The organism is Tatumella sp. UBA2305 (assembly GCF_002345795.1).
GTDB classification, from domain to species: domain Bacteria; phylum Pseudomonadota; class Gammaproteobacteria; order Enterobacterales; family Enterobacteriaceae; genus Tatumella; species Tatumella morbirosei.
Map to the genome: position 1 here is coordinate 234680 of NZ_DDVT01000021.1, position 14861 is coordinate 249540.

At 50.1% G+C, this 14861-nt stretch carries 20 protein-coding genes; 10 read left to right on the forward strand and 10 right to left on the reverse strand.

Going from position 1 to position 14861, the window contains the following annotated elements; translation table 11 throughout:
- Positions 1-13 precede the first annotated feature (13 nt).
- Genes B3Z23_RS14960 through B3Z23_RS14970 form a run of 3 tightly spaced genes read left to right on the forward strand, consistent with a single transcriptional unit; the run spans position 14 to position 2047 of the window.
- Positions 14-868 (forward strand): isochorismatase family protein, encoded by an 855-nt coding sequence (locus B3Z23_RS14960; protein ID WP_294911566.1) that lies wholly within the window; start codon positions 14-16, stop codon positions 866-868.
- Entirely contained in the window at positions 865-1623 is a 759-nt protein-coding gene (dhbA, locus tag B3Z23_RS14965; protein WP_294911568.1) for a 2,3-dihydro-2,3-dihydroxybenzoate dehydrogenase, read from the forward strand. Before B3Z23_RS14960 ends, dhbA begins: the two co-directional genes overlap by 4 nt.
- 4 nt (positions 1624-1627) lie before the next feature.
- The gene (locus tag B3Z23_RS14970) at positions 1628-2047 is read left to right on the forward strand and encodes a hotdog fold thioesterase (protein ID WP_294911570.1); all 420 of its coding nucleotides are present in this window, start codon (positions 1628-1630) and stop codon (positions 2045-2047) included.
- Positions 2048-2116: 69 nt separating this feature from the next.
- Here B3Z23_RS14970 and cgtA read toward each other — a convergent pair whose 3' ends face one another.
- The 3 genes from cgtA to rplU all read right to left on the reverse strand — a co-directional run bounded on the left by cgtA (position 2117) and on the right by rplU (position 4145).
- Positions 2117-3292: an Obg family GTPase CgtA gene (cgtA, locus tag B3Z23_RS14975; RefSeq protein WP_294911572.1), complete on the reverse strand. Its 1176-nt coding sequence runs from the start codon at positions 3290-3292 to the stop codon at positions 2117-2119.
- A 268-nt stretch (positions 3293-3560) separates the two neighbouring features.
- Positions 3561-3818: a 50S ribosomal protein L27 gene (gene rpmA / locus B3Z23_RS14980; RefSeq protein WP_038016882.1), complete on the reverse strand. Its 258-nt coding sequence runs from the start codon at positions 3816-3818 to the stop codon at positions 3561-3563.
- A gap of 15 nt (positions 3819-3833) precedes the next feature.
- On the reverse strand, positions 3834-4145 hold the full coding sequence (gene rplU / locus B3Z23_RS14985) for a 50S ribosomal protein L21 (protein ID WP_038016880.1): 312 nt from the start codon (positions 4143-4145) through the stop codon (positions 3834-3836).
- Positions 4146-4488: 343 nt separating this feature from the next.
- On the opposite strand from rplU, the gene ispB reads away from it, so the two are divergent.
- Positions 4489-5460, forward strand: coding sequence for an octaprenyl diphosphate synthase (gene ispB, locus B3Z23_RS14990; protein WP_294911574.1), 972 nt, complete (start codon positions 4489-4491; stop codon positions 5458-5460).
- Positions 5461-5774: 314 nt separating this feature from the next.
- A complete protein-coding gene (locus tag B3Z23_RS14995) occupies positions 5775-6071 on the forward strand; it encodes a helix-turn-helix domain-containing protein (protein ID WP_038016875.1) in 297 nt (98 codons plus the stop codon).
- Between the two features lie 81 nt (positions 6072-6152).
- Here B3Z23_RS14995 and murA read toward each other — a convergent pair whose 3' ends face one another.
- The 7 genes from murA to mlaF form a co-directional block, all read right to left on the reverse strand.
- The gene (gene murA / locus B3Z23_RS15000) at positions 6153-7430 is read right to left on the reverse strand and encodes a UDP-N-acetylglucosamine 1-carboxyvinyltransferase (protein ID WP_294911577.1); all 1278 of its coding nucleotides are present in this window, start codon (positions 7428-7430) and stop codon (positions 6153-6155) included.
- A 69-nt stretch (positions 7431-7499) separates the two neighbouring features.
- A complete protein-coding gene (gene ibaG / locus B3Z23_RS15005) occupies positions 7500-7754 on the reverse strand; it encodes a BolA family iron metabolism protein IbaG (RefSeq protein WP_038016965.1) in 255 nt (84 codons plus the stop codon).
- Positions 7755-7868: 114 nt separating this feature from the next.
- Entirely contained in the window at positions 7869-8174 is a 306-nt protein-coding gene (mlaB, locus tag B3Z23_RS15010; RefSeq protein WP_294911579.1) for a lipid asymmetry maintenance protein MlaB, read from the reverse strand.
- Positions 8174-8821, reverse strand: coding sequence for a phospholipid-binding protein MlaC (gene mlaC, locus B3Z23_RS15015; RefSeq protein WP_294911581.1), 648 nt, complete (start codon positions 8819-8821; stop codon positions 8174-8176). Before mlaC ends, mlaB begins: the two co-directional genes overlap by 1 nt.
- An 11-nt stretch (positions 8822-8832) precedes the next feature.
- Positions 8833-9369 (reverse strand): outer membrane lipid asymmetry maintenance protein MlaD, encoded by a 537-nt coding sequence (gene mlaD / locus B3Z23_RS15020; protein WP_294911583.1) that lies wholly within the window; start codon positions 9367-9369, stop codon positions 8833-8835.
- A gap of 4 nt (positions 9370-9373) precedes the next feature.
- Complete coding sequence (mlaE, locus tag B3Z23_RS15025; protein ID WP_038016865.1) at positions 9374-10156, reverse strand: lipid asymmetry maintenance ABC transporter permease subunit MlaE; 783 nt, start codon at positions 10154-10156, stop codon at positions 9374-9376.
- Between the two features lie 4 nt (positions 10157-10160).
- Complete coding sequence (gene mlaF / locus B3Z23_RS15030; RefSeq protein WP_294911585.1) at positions 10161-10976, reverse strand: phospholipid ABC transporter ATP-binding protein MlaF; 816 nt, start codon at positions 10974-10976, stop codon at positions 10161-10163.
- A gap of 225 nt (positions 10977-11201) precedes the next feature.
- On the opposite strand from mlaF, the gene B3Z23_RS15035 reads away from it, so the two are divergent.
- From B3Z23_RS15035 to lptA, 5 genes are read left to right on the forward strand one after another with little or no spacing between them, the layout of a single operon-like run.
- Positions 11202-12182: a calcium/sodium antiporter gene (locus B3Z23_RS15035; protein ID WP_294911587.1), complete on the forward strand. Its 981-nt coding sequence runs from the start codon at positions 11202-11204 to the stop codon at positions 12180-12182.
- A 14-nt stretch (positions 12183-12196) separates the two neighbouring features.
- On the forward strand, positions 12197-13183 hold the full coding sequence (gene kdsD, locus B3Z23_RS15040; RefSeq protein WP_294911589.1) for an arabinose-5-phosphate isomerase KdsD: 987 nt from the start codon (positions 12197-12199) through the stop codon (positions 13181-13183).
- Between the two features lie 13 nt (positions 13184-13196).
- Positions 13197-13760 (forward strand): 3-deoxy-manno-octulosonate-8-phosphatase KdsC, encoded by a 564-nt coding sequence (gene kdsC / locus B3Z23_RS15045; protein WP_294911591.1) that lies wholly within the window; start codon positions 13197-13199, stop codon positions 13758-13760.
- The gene (gene lptC / locus B3Z23_RS15050; protein ID WP_294911593.1) at positions 13757-14329 is read left to right on the forward strand and encodes an LPS export ABC transporter periplasmic protein LptC; all 573 of its coding nucleotides are present in this window, start codon (positions 13757-13759) and stop codon (positions 14327-14329) included. Before kdsC ends, lptC begins: the two co-directional genes overlap by 4 nt.
- Positions 14304-14858, forward strand: a complete 555-nt coding sequence (gene lptA / locus B3Z23_RS15055; protein WP_294911595.1) for a lipopolysaccharide ABC transporter substrate-binding protein LptA — start codon at positions 14304-14306, stop codon at positions 14856-14858. Before lptC ends, lptA begins: the two co-directional genes overlap by 26 nt.
- Positions 14859-14861: the final 3 nt, after the last annotated feature.

Genomic DNA, 14861 nt, shown 5'->3' on the forward strand with positions numbered 1-14861 from the left:
TGATGGAGTGACCATGAGTATCCCTAAGCTTGAGTCTTACACCCTGCCGGCAGTGGATGAGTTGCCGGAAAATAAAGTTCAGTGGGTGTTCGAACCGGCACGGGCAGCACTACTGATCCATGATATGCAGAACTATTTTCTGAATTTCTGGGGGAGTGATAGCCCGTTAATTCGCCAGGTGGTTGAAAATATTGCCCGGTTACGTGCTCAGTGTAAAGCGTTGGGGATACCGGTATTTTATACCGCTCAGCCAAATCAGCAGAGTGATGAAGACCGCGCCCTGCTTAATGATATGTGGGGACCGGGTTTAAACCGTCATCCGGACCAACAGCAGATCACCGATGCATTGGCGCCTGATGATCAGGATATTGTCCTGACTAAATGGCGTTACAGTGCTTTTCACCGTTCAGATCTCGAACAGCAACTGCAAACTATGGGACGTAACCAGTTACTGATTACCGGGGTGTACGCTCATATCGGTTGCCTGACAACAGCCACCGATGCCTTTATGCGCAATATCAAACCTTTTATGGTGGCCGATGCGCTGGCAGATTTCAGCCGTGAAGAGCACCTGATGGCTCTGACTTACACCGCAGGCCGAAGTGGTAAAGTGGTGACAACCGAAGATTTAATGCTACTGCCGGAAAGTAAAAGTGCCCTGCGTGCTATGGTTCTGCCATTGCTCGAGGATGACGATGAACCGGAAGATGACGAGAATCTGATCGATTATGGTCTGGATTCCGTGCGCATGATGGCGCTGGCCGCCCGCTGGCGCATGGCGCATCCGGAGATTGATTTTGTGGCCCTGGCAAAAAATGCCTCTGTTGATGGCTGGTGGAGCCTGCTGTCCGGGGAGGTAAAAGCATGAGTCAGTGGCCAGAGTTTCAGGGCAAACAAGTTTGGGTGACCGGGGCTGGTCAGGGTATCGGCTATCAGACCGCGCTGGCATTTCACCAGGCCGGAGCTGAAGTGACCGGATTCGATTTAAAATTTGATCGGCAGGACTACCCTTTCCGCTGTCAGGTGATGAATGTGGCAGATCCAAAGCAGGTGACTGAGGTCTGCCAGAAGCTGCTGGCCAGACAGCCCCGGCTGGATGTCCTGATTAATGCCGCCGGGATCCTGCGGATCGGCGCCACGGATGAGCTTTCGTTTGACGACTGGCAGCAGTGCCTGAATGTTAATGCTGGTGGGGCTTTTAATCTGTTTCAGCAGACATTACCGGTGTTCCGTCGCCAGCAACAAGGGGCTATCGTGACTGTCGCATCAAATGCTGCCCATGCCCCACGCCTTGGCATGTCGGCTTACGGAGCGTCTAAAGCCGCATTACGCAGTTTATGCCTGACGGTTGGCCTGGAGATGGCCCCGCATGGGGTACGCTGTAATATTGTCTCTCCGGGATCCACCGATACAGAAATGCAACGTAGTCTGTGGAAGACCCCTCAGTCTGAACAGCAGACTATTGACGGCTTCCCCGAACAATTTAAGTTAGGCATTCCACTGAAGAAAATCGCCCAGCCACAGGAAATTACCAATACCATTTTGTTCCTGGCCTCAGCACAGGCCAGCCACGTGGTATTACAGGATATTGTGGTGGATGGCGGAGCCACTCTGGGAGCCTGATCGCATGGAAACTGTCTGGAAACGACCAATTACCCTCGAAGCATTAAATGCCCTGGGCAAGGAGTGTCTGGTCGGGCACCTGGGTATTGAGTTCACTGTGATTGGCGAACAGCATCTGGAAGCGATAATGCCCGTAGATGAACGAACACGACAACCGTTCGGATTGCTCCATGGCGGAGCGTCCGTGGTGCTGGCAGAATCCATGGGATCCGTTGCCGGTTACCTGGCCTGTGAAGAGGGTAAAAGTGTGGTTGGAATTGAAGTGAATGCCAGCCACCACCGGTCGGTTTCCCGGGGGCTGGTTTATGCCAGTTGTCACCCATTGCATATTGGCGGACAGTTGCAGGTCTGGCAGACAGAGATCCGTAACAGTAAAGGAAAACTGTGCTGTACCGCCAGACTGACGGTGTCCGTACTGGGCTAAGCCTGTGAAAAGCCGGAGACAAGCTCCGGCTTTTAAATGATAATTCCGCAGATCATGGATCGTCAGGGATCAACGCTGATAAATGATCTCTACACCTTCATCATCATCTTCGTCCCAGTCGTCCCAGTCTTCATCTTCTTCTTCAGCCTGGGCATTGTTTTCCAGAGTTTCACGGTGATAGTCGTCCCACATGAACTCGACTTTCTCCGGTTTCTTCTCTTCTTCTTCCGCCTGTTTTGGATTGGCGTTGATGAAGCTCATCACATCCCAACACAATGCATTAACACCATCGCGGCTGGCCGCAGAGATCAGATAATATTTTTTATCCCATCCCAGAGCATCTGCCACTGCCTTAGCGCGGCTCTCTGCTTCCTGTTTATCCAGCAGATCCGTTTTATTAAACACCAGCCAGCGGGGCTTCTGGTAAAGCTTATCGCTGTATTTTTCCAACTCAGCCAGGATTATCTTCGCATTCTCTACCGGATCTGACTCATCTATCGGTGCCAGATCGATCAGATGCAACAATACACGACAACGTTCGAGGTGTTTCAGGAAACGGATCCCTAACCCTGCACCGTCCGCCGCACCTTCGATAAGGCCGGGAATATCTGCCACCACGAAGCTCTGTTCGTGATCCATACGGACGACCCCAAGGCTCGGCACCAGAGTGGTAAACGGATAGTCAGCCACTTTCGGCTTAGCTGCAGAGACCGCGCGGATAAAGGTCGATTTACCGGCGTTAGGCAGCCCCAGCATCCCGACATCTGCCAGCAACATCAGTTCCAGTTGCAGGTCGCGCTTCTCGCCCTCTGTGCCCATCGTTTTCTGGCGCGGAGTACGGTTAACCGACGACTTAAACCGGGTGTTACCCAGGCCGTGCCAGCCACCTTTGGCAACCATCAGACGCTGCTCATGGCGGGTCATATCCCCCATGGTCTCTCCGGTATCCTGATCGATAATCCGGGTACCCACAGGCACCTTAATCACCACGTCTTTCCCGCGTTTGCCGGTACAATCACGGCTCTGGCCATTCTGGCCACGTTCGGCACGGAAAGCCTTCTCAAAACGGTAATCGATCAGGGTATTGAGGTTTTCATCTGCCAACAGCCAGACATCGCCACCATCGCCGCCATCTCCACCGTCAGGACCGCCACGCGGAATATATTTCTCACGGCGGAAGCTGACACAACCGTTGCCGCCATCGCCTGCGACAACCAGAATTGTCGCTTCATCAACAAACTTCATTTCTCTTCTCCGTCACTCTTGCGCCTGTAAAGACTCCGGCTCTACAGACGGGCCCGCCAGGGTCGGCTCTGCTGACCGGCGGCGGATAATACCGGCATACATGCCAGTATCAGTATTCTGTATTTTATCTGTCCAGTGTACAGCATTCTGCTGAGGTACGCGGGGGTTTACTGTGGATAGGGCAGCAGAATGTAAAAAGCCCCGCACAAGCTGCGGGGCTTTAACTCGTTAAGTCAGGCAACGATTATGCTGCCGGGCCACTCAACCATTACTCAGCAATGATGCTGACGTATTTACGGTTGTCCGGACCTTTAACTTCGAATTTGATCTGACCGTTTGCAGTAGCAAACAGGGTGTGGTCACGACCACAACCTACGTTGTTACCCGCGTGGAATTTGGTTCCGCGCTGGCGAACGATGATGCTACCTGCCAGTACAGTTTCTCCGCCAAAGCGTTTTACGCCCAGGCGTTTTGCGTTAGAATCGCGACCGTTACGTGTGGAGCCGCCAGCCTTTTTATGAGCCATTTGTCAAATCTCCTGTTAAGCGCTGATGCCAGTGATCTTCACATCAGTGAACCACTGACGGTGACCCTGCTGCTTACGATAGTGTTTACGGCGACGAAACTTAACAATCTTAATTTTCTCACCACGACCATGAGCCACGACTTCAGCTTTGATAACACCACCTGAAACCAGTGGAGCACCAATGGTAACTTCTTCGCCGTTGGCAATCATCAGAACCTGGTCAAACTCAATGGTTTCACCGGTTGCGATATCAAGCTTTTCCAGGCGAACGGTCTGACCTTCGCTAACTCGGTGTTGTTTACCACCACTTTGGAAAACCGCGTACATATAAAACTCCGCTTCTGCGCTAGCCCTTTCTGAGTAAATCAGGCGGCGCTATAAATATTCACAATAGGGCGCGAATTCTACGCAAATATCACACAGAAGACAAGCCTCGTTTGCAGGGTATTGCAGAAAAAAAACACAGGGCACAGCCGGGTGTTTCCTGTAATCAAAATTCAAGTACAATAGGTAGCATTCGAAGGCCGCTGGCGTCTGTTGAAACTGCCGGAAGCCAGCGTTACTGCAGACAGGGAAATTTATTCAGATACAGGATGAAACAAACTATCTGAACACTGTTGCTTAAACGGCCCTAAAATGGCCAAAACCGAGTCAAAAACTGAAAAGACGTATGAAATTAGAACAAATTACAGAAATCACTTCCGCCGATATGTCGGCCGTCAATCAGACCATTCTTGACCAGCTGAACTCCGATGTTGCGCTTATCAGCCAACTGGGTCATTACATCGTCAGCGGCGGAGGCAAACGCATTCGTCCGATGATTGCAGTTCTGGCAGCAAGAGCACTCGGTTACCAGGGCGACCAACATATTCTCAACGCCGCACTGATCGAATTTATTCACACCGCCACATTGCTGCACGATGACGTGGTGGATGAATCGGATATGCGTCGCGGAAAAGCCACCGCGAATGCTGCCTTTGGAAATGCCGCCAGCGTCCTGGTGGGCGATTTCATATACACCCGGGCCTTCCAGATGATGACCAGTCTGGGATCGTTAAAGATCCTTGCCCTGATGTCAGAAGCCGTTAATGTGATCTCTGAAGGCGAAGTGCTGCAGTTGATGAACTGTAACGATCCGGATATTACTGAAGAAAGTTATATGCGGGTCATTTACAGTAAAACGGCGAGGTTGTTTGAGGCTGCTTCCCAGACATCCGCCATTTTGGCTGGCGCCAGTGATGAGCAGGAACAGGCGTTACGGGATTACGGACGTTATATTGGTACCGCTTTCCAGTTGATCGACGATCTGCTGGATTACAGCGCCGATAATACTGCGCTGGGTAAAAATGTCGGTGATGATCTGAGTGAAGGCAAACCGACCCTGCCATTACTGCACGCAATGAAACACGGTAATCCTGAACAGTCAGCAATGATCCGCCAGGCCATTGAGCAAGGTAATGGTCGTCACCTGCTGGAGCAGGTTCAGGAAACCATGCAGCAATGTGGTTCTCTGGAATGGACCCGCCAACGGGCTGAAACCGAAGCAGATAAAGCTATTCTGGCATTGCAGGTTCTGCCTGATACTCCGTGGCGTCAGGCACTAGAGTCACTGGCCCATATGTCTGTTCAGCGCGATCATTAATCTCCCGACGGATCGGTTGCCGACAGGCAAAGGATCCGTGCCCTTTGCCTTTATTTCGGGACGATCGTTACGGATCGCCCTTCCCCTCTTTCCATTCTCCCCATTTATCTGATCCCGCCCGTATATTTTCAGATGTTTTCAGCCAGCTTTTACCCGGAATTGCGACGGCTGTAGTAAATTCGCGGTTTTTAAATTAATTTTATGAAATTATTAGTCGTTTTTTGATATACCTGTTTCCATAAACGATGTAATTTTATCGCGTTAAATGAAACGATGTCCGGAAGACATCGCTGGCATCTGAAAAGGAGAATAAGATGAATACGTTGAAAAAGGACTGGCACACTGCAGATATCATCGCGGCGCTCAGAAAAAAAGGAACTTCTCTGGCTGCAGTATCAAGAAATGCGGGGTTAAGTTCTTCAACCCTGGCGAATGCATTATCCCGCCCGTGGCCAAAAGGTGAATGGCTGATTGCCAAAGCTATTGATATTCATCCGGCAGAAATATGGCCGAGCCGTTACTATGATCCCATTACTCATGAATTACTCGACCGGGAAAAACTGATGCGCCGGCTACCACGTCATGAGCAGACTCAGCCCTTGCCACAGTAGCTTTTACCGCATGAAATAAAACAGGCCCTGGCATCTCTGCCATGGGCCTGTTGTGTCACGGGAGAAACAATTAGCGATTGATTATTCTACCGCGTGTTCGTCCTCTCCCTTCATCCGTTCGATATGAGCCCCCAGGCTACGCAGCTTATCTTCAATACGCTCGTAGCCACGATCGATGTGATAAATACGATCGACAATAGTCTCACCTTCAGCGATACACCCTGCCAGTACCAGACTCGCGGAAGCTCGTAAATCTGTTGCCATAACCTGAGCACCAGACAATTTATCTGTGCCATGACAGATTGCCGTATTGCTTTCAATCTCAGCGTGCGCACCCATACGAATCAGTTCAGGGACATGCATAAAGCGATTTTCGAAAATGGTTTCGGTGATGACTCCAGTGCCTTCTGCTACCAGATTCAGCAGTGTAAACTGGGCTTGCATATCTGTCGGGAAGCCAGGATGAGGCGCAGTGCGGATATTCACCGCCTTTGGCCGGTGTCCATGCATATCCAGGCTGATCCAGTCTTCACCAGTCTCAATATCAGCACCAGCTTCACGCAGCTTAGCCAGCACAGCATCCATCGTATCCGGACGGGTCTTACGACAGACAACTTTACCACCGGAGATAGCCGCGGCGACCAGGAAAGTCCCGGTTTCGATACGATCGGGCACCACTTCATAGCTACCGCCCCCCAGACGTTCCACACCTTCAATCGTGATTCTGTCAGTCCCTGCGCCGGTGATTTTTGCACCAATGGCGTTCAGGAAACCGGCAGTATCTGCAATTTCAGGTTCACGGGCAGCATTTTCAATGATAGTCGTCCCGGTCGCCAACGTTGCCGCACTCATGATAGTCACGGTTGCGCCAACACTGACTTTGTCCATAACGATATGGGCACCTTTCAGCCGACCATCAACCGATGCTTTAACGTAGCCTTCTTCCAGACGAATTTCGGCACCCAGTTGCTCCAGACCACTGATATGCAAATCGACCGGGCGAGCACCAATCGCACAGCCACCCGGTAAAGAAACCTGCCCCTGCCCAAAACGCGCGACCAGTGGCCCAAGGGCCCAGATGGAGGCACGCATAGTTTTGACCAGATCATAGGGGGCACAGAAAATAGTGACATCGCTGGCATCCAGGTGAACAGCACCATTACGTTCAGCTTTTACACCCAGTTGGCCGAGCAGTTTCATCGTGGTATCAATGTCGCGTAATTTCGGGACATTTTTAATTTCAACCGGTTCTTCGGCCAGCAAAGCTGCAAACAGAATCGGTAACGCTGCATTTTTTGCTCCGGAAATGGTAACTTCACCACTTAAGCGGGTGGGCCCCTGTACTCGAAATTTTTCCATTAACACAGCTCTCAATTAGCATTCATAAAAGGTACTGACCTGCCGGCTCGAATTTCCTGAAGAACAGGTTTAAAAGCCACTCAGTTTACGATCCCGTGCCCATTCGGCAGGGGTGTAGGTCTTGATCGATACCGCATGAATACGGTTATCTGCAATATATTCCATGAGCGGGGCATACACTGCCTGCTGTTTTTTCACACGGCTCATGGTTTCAAAAATATCACTCACCGCAATCACCTGGAAATGGCTGCCATCGCCACTCACATGAACTTCGTCCAGCGACAAAGCCTGCATCAGGACTGCCTGAATCTCATTATTTTCCATTGCTTTCAGCTTCCGATAATCATAATCAGCGCCTATCTTATTAGAAAGCGACATTATCTTAAATACACAAAAGCCCCTGATTAAATCAGGGGCTTTTAATGTGCAAGGCAGGAATTAACGGCTTTCCTTCGAAGAAACAATAATATGTTGCAGATTATACAGTGCGATTAATGACTGTAATTTATCAGAGATGCCGCTAAATGTTAGCTGAGTCCCCTGACGGCGAACAATATCCTGCAGGTGCACCAGCAAAGCCAGTCCAGCCGAATCCACCCGACTCAGCCCGGAAAGGTCCATTTCAGAAATCCCCTGCATCACGGCATTTCGTTGATTCCAAAGAGGCAGGAGAGTTTCGTGATCAAGCTTGCCGGTCAATCGTAATGCTGAGGCCTGTTGCTGCCATTGCAGTTCGCTGCTCATCAGTTCTGCTGGCCCAGAGTGATCGGCTGAGCTGCATAAGTTTTTAACTGTGCAGTTAAGTCATCAATACCTTTGGTACGTAGCAGATCCCCCCACTCGTTCTGTTTGGTGGTGATCATACTGATTCCTTCAGCCACCATATCGTAGGCCTGCCATGCACCAGTACGGGTGTTTTTCCGCCACTGGAAGTCAAGACGGACCGGAGGACGACCATTCGGGTCAATAATAGTGACACGGATGGCAACAATATTCGCATCACCCAGAGGTTGCGGAGACTGAATTTGATATGTCTGACCATGATACATCGCCAGCGCCTGACCGTAAGCTTGTGTCAGGTAATCGCCAAATGCCTGATAGTAAGCATCACGCTGAGCCGGAGTGGCCTGGTTGTAGAAACGTCCCAGCACTAATGCTCCGGCATATTTTACCTGGACATAAGGCATCAGTTCTTCACGGACGATGGTACGCAGATAGTTTGGATCTTGTTTAATTTTTGCCTGCTCATTTTTCAGACGGGAAAAGGTCTTCTCCGCCGCCTGATTCATCAGCGTGTAAGGATTCGTCTGATCCACCTGGTCTGCCGCATTGGCTGCTGCCAGTGGCAGGATAACCAGCATGGCTGCCATCACGAAACGTTTAAATAACATAGAATATCCTCTTAGTGGGTCGGCGCTGCCGCAGAAGAACTGTCAGCACCTGCCGGTGAATGCTTGTCTTTGTCGCTATCGTTATTTTTATAAAGGAACTGACCAATCAAATCTTCGAGGACTATCGCCGATTTGGTGTCACGCAACGTATCGCCATTTTTCAGTATCGATGAACCTAAATCCGGGTCATTAAATCCAAGATTCAGCGCCAGGAACTGCTCACCTAACAGACCCTGAGTACGGATCGCCAGCGAACTGGTATCGGGGATTTTTCCGGCATAAGTATCATAGATTGCCATAGTGACTTTTGGTGAGAGTGTGCTGTCATCAAGTGAGATATTAGTCACACGCCCAATCACTACACCACCAATCTCCACCGGTGAGCTCACCTTCAGCCCGCCAATATTGTCAAAGGTCGCATACAATTTCCATGTTGGTTCTGTGCCAAAGGATTTCAAATCGGCGACGCGCAGACAAAGAAATAGCGCGGCAATCAGCGCCAGTAACAGGAAAATACCTACCCAGATTTCACTTTTTTTACTTTGCATTGCGTTAATTCCCAAACATCAGTGCTGTCAGCACAAAATCTAACCCAAGAATAGCAAGAGACGAATGAACCACCGTTCGTGTCGTCGCGCGACTGATGCCTTCAGACGTCGGAATGGCATCATAACCGTTAAATAATGCTATCCATGAAACCGCAATCGCAAACACGATGCTTTTCACCACACAGTTAACAATATCCATCCGGAAATCGACCGCGCCATGCATAGCAGACCAGAAAAATCCGGAATCAATTCCTTTCCAGCTCACCCCAACCAGTGCACCGCCGGCAATCCCAATGGCCGTAAACATCATGGCCAGTAACGGCATACTGATCACCCCGGCCCAGAAACGCGGTGCCACGACCCGTCTTATCGGATCCACTGCCATCATTTCCATGCTGGAGAGCTGCTCGGTGGCTTTCATCAATCCGACTTCAGCTGTCAATGCTGAGCCGGCACGGCCGGCAAACAGTAACGCGGTTACGACCGGTCCCAGCTCGCGCAATAGCGATAACGCCACCAGCATTCCGAGGCTGGTTTCCGCTCCGTAGGTTTTTAGTACCAGATACCCCTGTAATCCCAGCACCATCCCGATAAACAGTCCCGAGACGAGAATAATCAGCAGTGAGAGTACCCCTACACTGTAGATTTGTTTCACTACCAGACGGCTGTGTTTTGCAAACTCGGGCTTACCCACCAGCGCATGGAATAGCATTAACCCCGCGCGGCCAAATGACCTGCAGCTCTTAATTCCCCAACGCCCTAATGACGCGACTGCCTGTAACAACATGGATTTAGTGCCTCCCGGGACTTAGCAAATCGGTGAGGTAATCACCGGCCGGAAACCTGAAGGGTACCGGACCATCTGCATGGCCATCAATAAACTGCCGCACACGCGGATCATCATTCTGGCGTAATTGTGCTGCATCTCCCTGTGCAATAATCTTCTGCCCGGCCACAATATAAGCATAGTCGGCAATACTGAGGACTTCCGGAACATCGTGAGAAACCACAATACAGGTCAGTCCCAATGCGTGGTTCAGTTCATCAATCAGCTTAACCAGCACCCCCATAGTAATGGGGTCCTGTCCCACAAAAGGCTCATCAAACATAATCAGTTCCGGCTCAAGTGCAATAGCCCTGGCCAAAGCCACCCGCCTTGCCATACCACCAGACAATTCAGCCGGAGTCAGTTGTTCTGCCCCCCGCAGCCCGACAGCCTCCAGTTTCATCATTACCGTACTGTGCAACAACTCCGGAGGCAGGGAAGTATGTTCCCGCAATGGCCAGGCGACATTGTCATAGACACTGAGGTCGGTAAACAAGGCGCCTGACTGAAACAACATACTCATTTTTTTACGAACGTCGTACAGCTTACTCCGGGATAAACCAGGAATATTATCATCGTGAAAGAAAATTTCTCCTTTATCTGGCTGCAGCTGACCACCAATCAGACGTAATAACGTGGTTTTACCTATACCAGAGGGACCCATGATGGCAGTAATTTTGCCTTCCGGCACCGTTAAAGAAATGTCATCAAAGATTTTGCGGGATCCACGGGTAAAGCTCACCCCACGGATTTCCACTAATCCTTTCTGTTGCTGAACCATGTTTACCCCTTGCAGGTGTCCGGGCATTTTAGTTATCTATGATGCCAGCCCGGGAGAAAGCATCTTGTCATTTTTACAGAAAATTACAGGTCGTTTTTGTGTAATTCCGTCATAAAATTTACTTTTGGCCTTTCGACAGTCAAAATCAGCGCTTGTTTACTACTGATCTCTCTTTTCGCTGTAATGCAGTGATTGCTCATTACAGATTTTGGCAAAGGAATTCCCATGCTTGTCGCGATTGTTCTGCTGGTCCTTGGTTTACTATTGCTGGCCTATGGCGCAGACCGTCTCGTTTTTAGCGCATCCATACTTTGCCGTTCACTGGGAGTTCCGCCACTGATAATCGGGATGACGGTGGTGGGAATCGGAACTTCTCTACCGGAAATCATCCTGTCATTGTCCGCCGCAAATCACGGACAACGGGATTTTGCCGTGGGGATTGCTGTCGGGTCAAATATCACCAACATATTATTGATTCTTGGCGGTGCGGCATTGCTCAATCCTCTGAAAATCAGCTCAGCATTGTTACGCAGGGAATTACCGCTCATGTTGCTGGTCACATTACTCTGTGGACTGTTGCTGGCTGATAATCTGCTGACCCGTACCGAAGGTATTTGCCTGGTCGTCATGGCTATTCTCTACCTGTGGGGAATTATCCGAATTGCAGGAAAAAGCCAGGCCACTACCGGCGATCAACTCTCACGAGAACAGGTCGCAGAACTGCCGGGCGAAGATGCCGGTAATACCGTGGCGTTTCTCTGGCTGGGAGTCGCATTGGTACTCTTACCGGTCGCCACGCGAATGATTCTGGACAATGCTGTGGTCGTTGGTGACTATCTGGGTATCAGCGAATTAGTGATGGCATTAATTTTCATTTCTATCGGAACCAGCCTGCCAGAACTGGCAACAGTCATTGCCGGAACTCTGAAAGGTGAAGGTGATATCGCGGTCGGCAATCTGTTGGGTGCTAACATTTATAATACCGCCATTGTTCTGGGTTTACCGGCCATCGTCTGCCCGGGCCGTATTGACAGTAATGCCTTTTCCCGTGACTACTGGATAATGCTGGGTGTCAGTACCGTTTTTGCGATGATCTGCCTGAAGAAAAACCGCACTATCGGCAGACTGACCGGTGCGTTACTGTTAGGCGGATTTTTTGTCTGGGTTGCCATTCTCTGGGGCTACCCGATGATTAATGATCTTTAAAAGGATTCATCAAAATGTCTGATCAGTCGACCCTGACGGGTTTTGATTTTAAGGAAGCAGGCAGGAAAGTACTGCGCATTGAACGCGAAGGGCTTGCTCAACTGGAGCAATACATTAATGAAAACTTCACCCGGGCCTGCGAAATCCTGTTCCGCTGCACAGGAAAAGTGGTCGTGATGGGCATGGGTAAATCGGGCCATATCGCACGCAAAATGGCGGCCACCTTTGCCAGTACAGGAACTCCATCGTTTTTTGTCCATCCGGGAGAAGCCAGCCACGGCGATCTGGGTATGGTCGGACGTGACGATGTCGTGATAGCCATTTCAAATAGCGGGGAATCTCACGAGATACTGGCACTGATTCCGGTGATTAAGCGTCTGAAGATTACCCTGATTTGCCTGACTAGCCGGCCAGAGAGCACTATGGGGAAAGCTGCTGGCCTGCATCTGACGGTGAAGGTGCCTCAGGAAGCCTGCCCGCTGGGACTCGCCCCCACCACCAGCACCACTGCCACCCTGGTCATGGGGGATGCCCTGGCTGTCGCTTTACTGGAGGCCCGCGGTTTTACTGCCGAAGATTTTGCCTTGTCTCATCCTGGCGGAGCATTGGGGCGTAAATTACTGTTACATGTGAGTGATGTTATGCATTCCGGTGATGAGATGCCTTGTGTTTCACGTCATGCATCATTACGCGATGCTCTGTTGGAAATCACCCGCAAAAAACTGGGAATGACCGTAGTGACTGAAGAGGATATGACCATCGCTGGTATTTTTACCGATGGTGATTTGCGACGAGTTATCGATATGGATATCAATTTCCAGTCAACCACCATCGATGAGGTCATGACACCGGGCGGGATCCGTGTATCTCCGAATATTCTGGCTGTCGATGCCCTGAATGTCATGCAGAGTAAAAATATCACCTCACTATTGGTTGCCGATAACAATCGCCTTGTGGGTGTGATACATATGCATGATATGTTGCGCGCCGGTGTTGTCTGATCAGGAAAAAAAAATGAACAATAAACTCCCTATTGATACGTGTTACGGGCCTGTCAGCCCTGCGGTCATAGCCAGTGCCGAAAAAATAAAATTACTGATCTGTGATGTCGATGGGGTAATGTCTGACGGCCTGATTTATATGGGAAATAATGGTGAGGAACTAAAAGCGTTCAATGTTCGTGACGGCTACGGTATCCGTTGCCTGTTAACCAATAATGTCGAAGTTGCTATTATCACCGGCCGAAAAGCCAAACTGCTGGAAGATCGTTGTCATACCCTCGGGATAAGTCATCTGTACCAGGGACAGTCAGATAAGCTTTTGGCCTTTGCCGATCTTATGGATAAACTATCGCTCCAGGCTGACGAGGTCGCCTATATTGGTGACGATCTGATTGACTGGCCGGTTATGGAAAAAGTAGGCCTCAGCGTATCTGTAGCAGACGCACATCCCCTGCTCGTACAACGTGCCGATTATGTGACCCGTATCAATGGCGGCCGCGGAGCAGTACGCGAGATTTGTGATGTTATTTTGATGGCGCAAAATAAATTTGAGGATGCCAAAGGGTTATCGATATGAGTACAAGCAGACGCTGGATTACCCTTCTGCTGGCAGTGATTGCGGTAGTACTGATTGGCTGGAACCTGACAAATCAGGATTCTCAGCCCATATCTGTAGCACAGGATGATCAGAGTCCTACCTACACAACAGCCAGCTCCCACACTGTGGTTTATAACCCTGAAGGCGCGTTAGCTTATCGGTTGGTATCCGATAAGGTATCCTATTTTGATGCATCTCAGGTCAGCTGGTTCGATAACCCGGTGATGACGACCTATGACCAGCAAGAATCACCCGCATGGTCAGTAAAGGCAGATAAAGCCAAATTAACCAAAAACCGTATGCTGTATCTTTATGGACATGTCGAAGTCAAGGCACTCAATCCAAATGCTAAAATTGAACGTATCACGACAGACAATGCACAGGTAAATCTGGCCACCCAGGATGTGACCTCGGATGATCAGGTAACACTTTACGGGCAAGGATTCCGTTCAACCGGGATGAAGTTACGTGGCAATTTACGGGCCAAAACAGCCGAATTAATTGAAAAGGTCAAAACCGATTATGAAATCCAAAACCAAAACAAATAGCATCCGGTTGCTGTTGGTCGCCGCGCTGCTTGGTTGCAGCCTGCCAGTGCTCGCGGTGACAGGTGATTCTGATAAGCCCGTAAATATCACCTCGGAAAATCAGTCGATGGACATGCAGGGGAATGTGGCAACCTTCACCGGGAATGTCATCATCACCCAGGGAACCATCAGGATCACCGCAGACAAAGTGGTAGTGACAAGGCCTGGTGGCGACAGCCAGAAAACGCTGGTCGATGCTTACGGCAATCCTGCCACCTTCTACCAGATGCAGGATAACGGTAAACCGGTGAAAGGCCATGCCGCTAAACTGCATTACGATCTGGCAAAAGACCTGGTTGAGCTGACCGGCAATGCCTACATCGAGCAGTTGAACAGCAATATCAAAGGCGATCGAATCACTTATCTGGTGAAAGAGCAGAAAATGCAGGCTTATAGTCAGGGCGGCGAACAAAAACGTGTGACCACAACCCTGATGCCTTCTGAACTTCAGAACGATAATAAACCGGCACATCCTAACAAGAGTCAATAACAG

Bases quoted from the DNA above. Each gene is read 5' to 3' on its own strand.
- lptA (WP_294911595.1), top strand. From the start codon at position 14,304: ATGAAATCCAAAACCAAAACAAATAGCATCCGGTTGCTGTTGGTCGCC.
- B3Z23_RS14960 (WP_294911566.1), top strand. From the start codon at position 14: ATGAGTATCCCTAAGCTTGAGTCTTACACCCTGCCGGCAGTGGATGAG.
- rplU (WP_038016880.1), bottom strand. From the start codon at position 4,145: ATGTACGCGGTTTTCCAAAGTGGTGGTAAACAACACCGAGTTAGCGAA.
- ibaG (WP_038016965.1), bottom strand. From the start codon at position 7,754: ATGGAAAATAATGAGATTCAGGCAGTCCTGATGCAGGCTTTGTCGCTG.
- ispB (WP_294911574.1), top strand. From the start codon at position 4,489: ATGAAATTAGAACAAATTACAGAAATCACTTCCGCCGATATGTCGGCC.
- mlaD (WP_294911583.1), bottom strand. From the start codon at position 9,369: ATGCAAAGTAAAAAAAGTGAAATCTGGGTAGGTATTTTCCTGTTACTG.
- dhbA (WP_294911568.1), top strand. From the start codon at position 865: ATGAGTCAGTGGCCAGAGTTTCAGGGCAAACAAGTTTGGGTGACCGGG.
- B3Z23_RS14995 (WP_038016875.1), top strand. From the start codon at position 5,775: ATGAATACGTTGAAAAAGGACTGGCACACTGCAGATATCATCGCGGCG.
- kdsD (WP_294911589.1), top strand. From the start codon at position 12,197: ATGTCTGATCAGTCGACCCTGACGGGTTTTGATTTTAAGGAAGCAGGC.
- murA (WP_294911577.1), bottom strand. From the start codon at position 7,430: ATGGAAAAATTTCGAGTACAGGGGCCCACCCGCTTAAGTGGTGAAGTT.
- mlaC (WP_294911581.1), bottom strand. From the start codon at position 8,821: ATGTTATTTAAACGTTTCGTGATGGCAGCCATGCTGGTTATCCTGCCA.
- mlaE (WP_038016865.1), bottom strand. From the start codon at position 10,156: ATGTTGTTACAGGCAGTCGCGTCATTAGGGCGTTGGGGAATTAAGAGC.
- B3Z23_RS15035 (WP_294911587.1), top strand. From the start codon at position 11,202: ATGCTTGTCGCGATTGTTCTGCTGGTCCTTGGTTTACTATTGCTGGCC.
- rpmA (WP_038016882.1), bottom strand. From the start codon at position 3,818: ATGGCTCATAAAAAGGCTGGCGGCTCCACACGTAACGGTCGCGATTCT.
- mlaF (WP_294911585.1), bottom strand. From the start codon at position 10,976: ATGGTTCAGCAACAGAAAGGATTAGTGGAAATCCGTGGGGTGAGCTTT.
- mlaB (WP_294911579.1), bottom strand. From the start codon at position 8,174: ATGAGCAGCGAACTGCAATGGCAGCAACAGGCCTCAGCATTACGATTG.
- lptC (WP_294911593.1), top strand. From the start codon at position 13,757: ATGAGTACAAGCAGACGCTGGATTACCCTTCTGCTGGCAGTGATTGCG.
- cgtA (WP_294911572.1), bottom strand. From the start codon at position 3,292: ATGAAGTTTGTTGATGAAGCGACAATTCTGGTTGTCGCAGGCGATGGC.
- kdsC (WP_294911591.1), top strand. From the start codon at position 13,197: ATGAACAATAAACTCCCTATTGATACGTGTTACGGGCCTGTCAGCCCT.
- B3Z23_RS14970 (WP_294911570.1), top strand. From the start codon at position 1,628: ATGGAAACTGTCTGGAAACGACCAATTACCCTCGAAGCATTAAATGCC.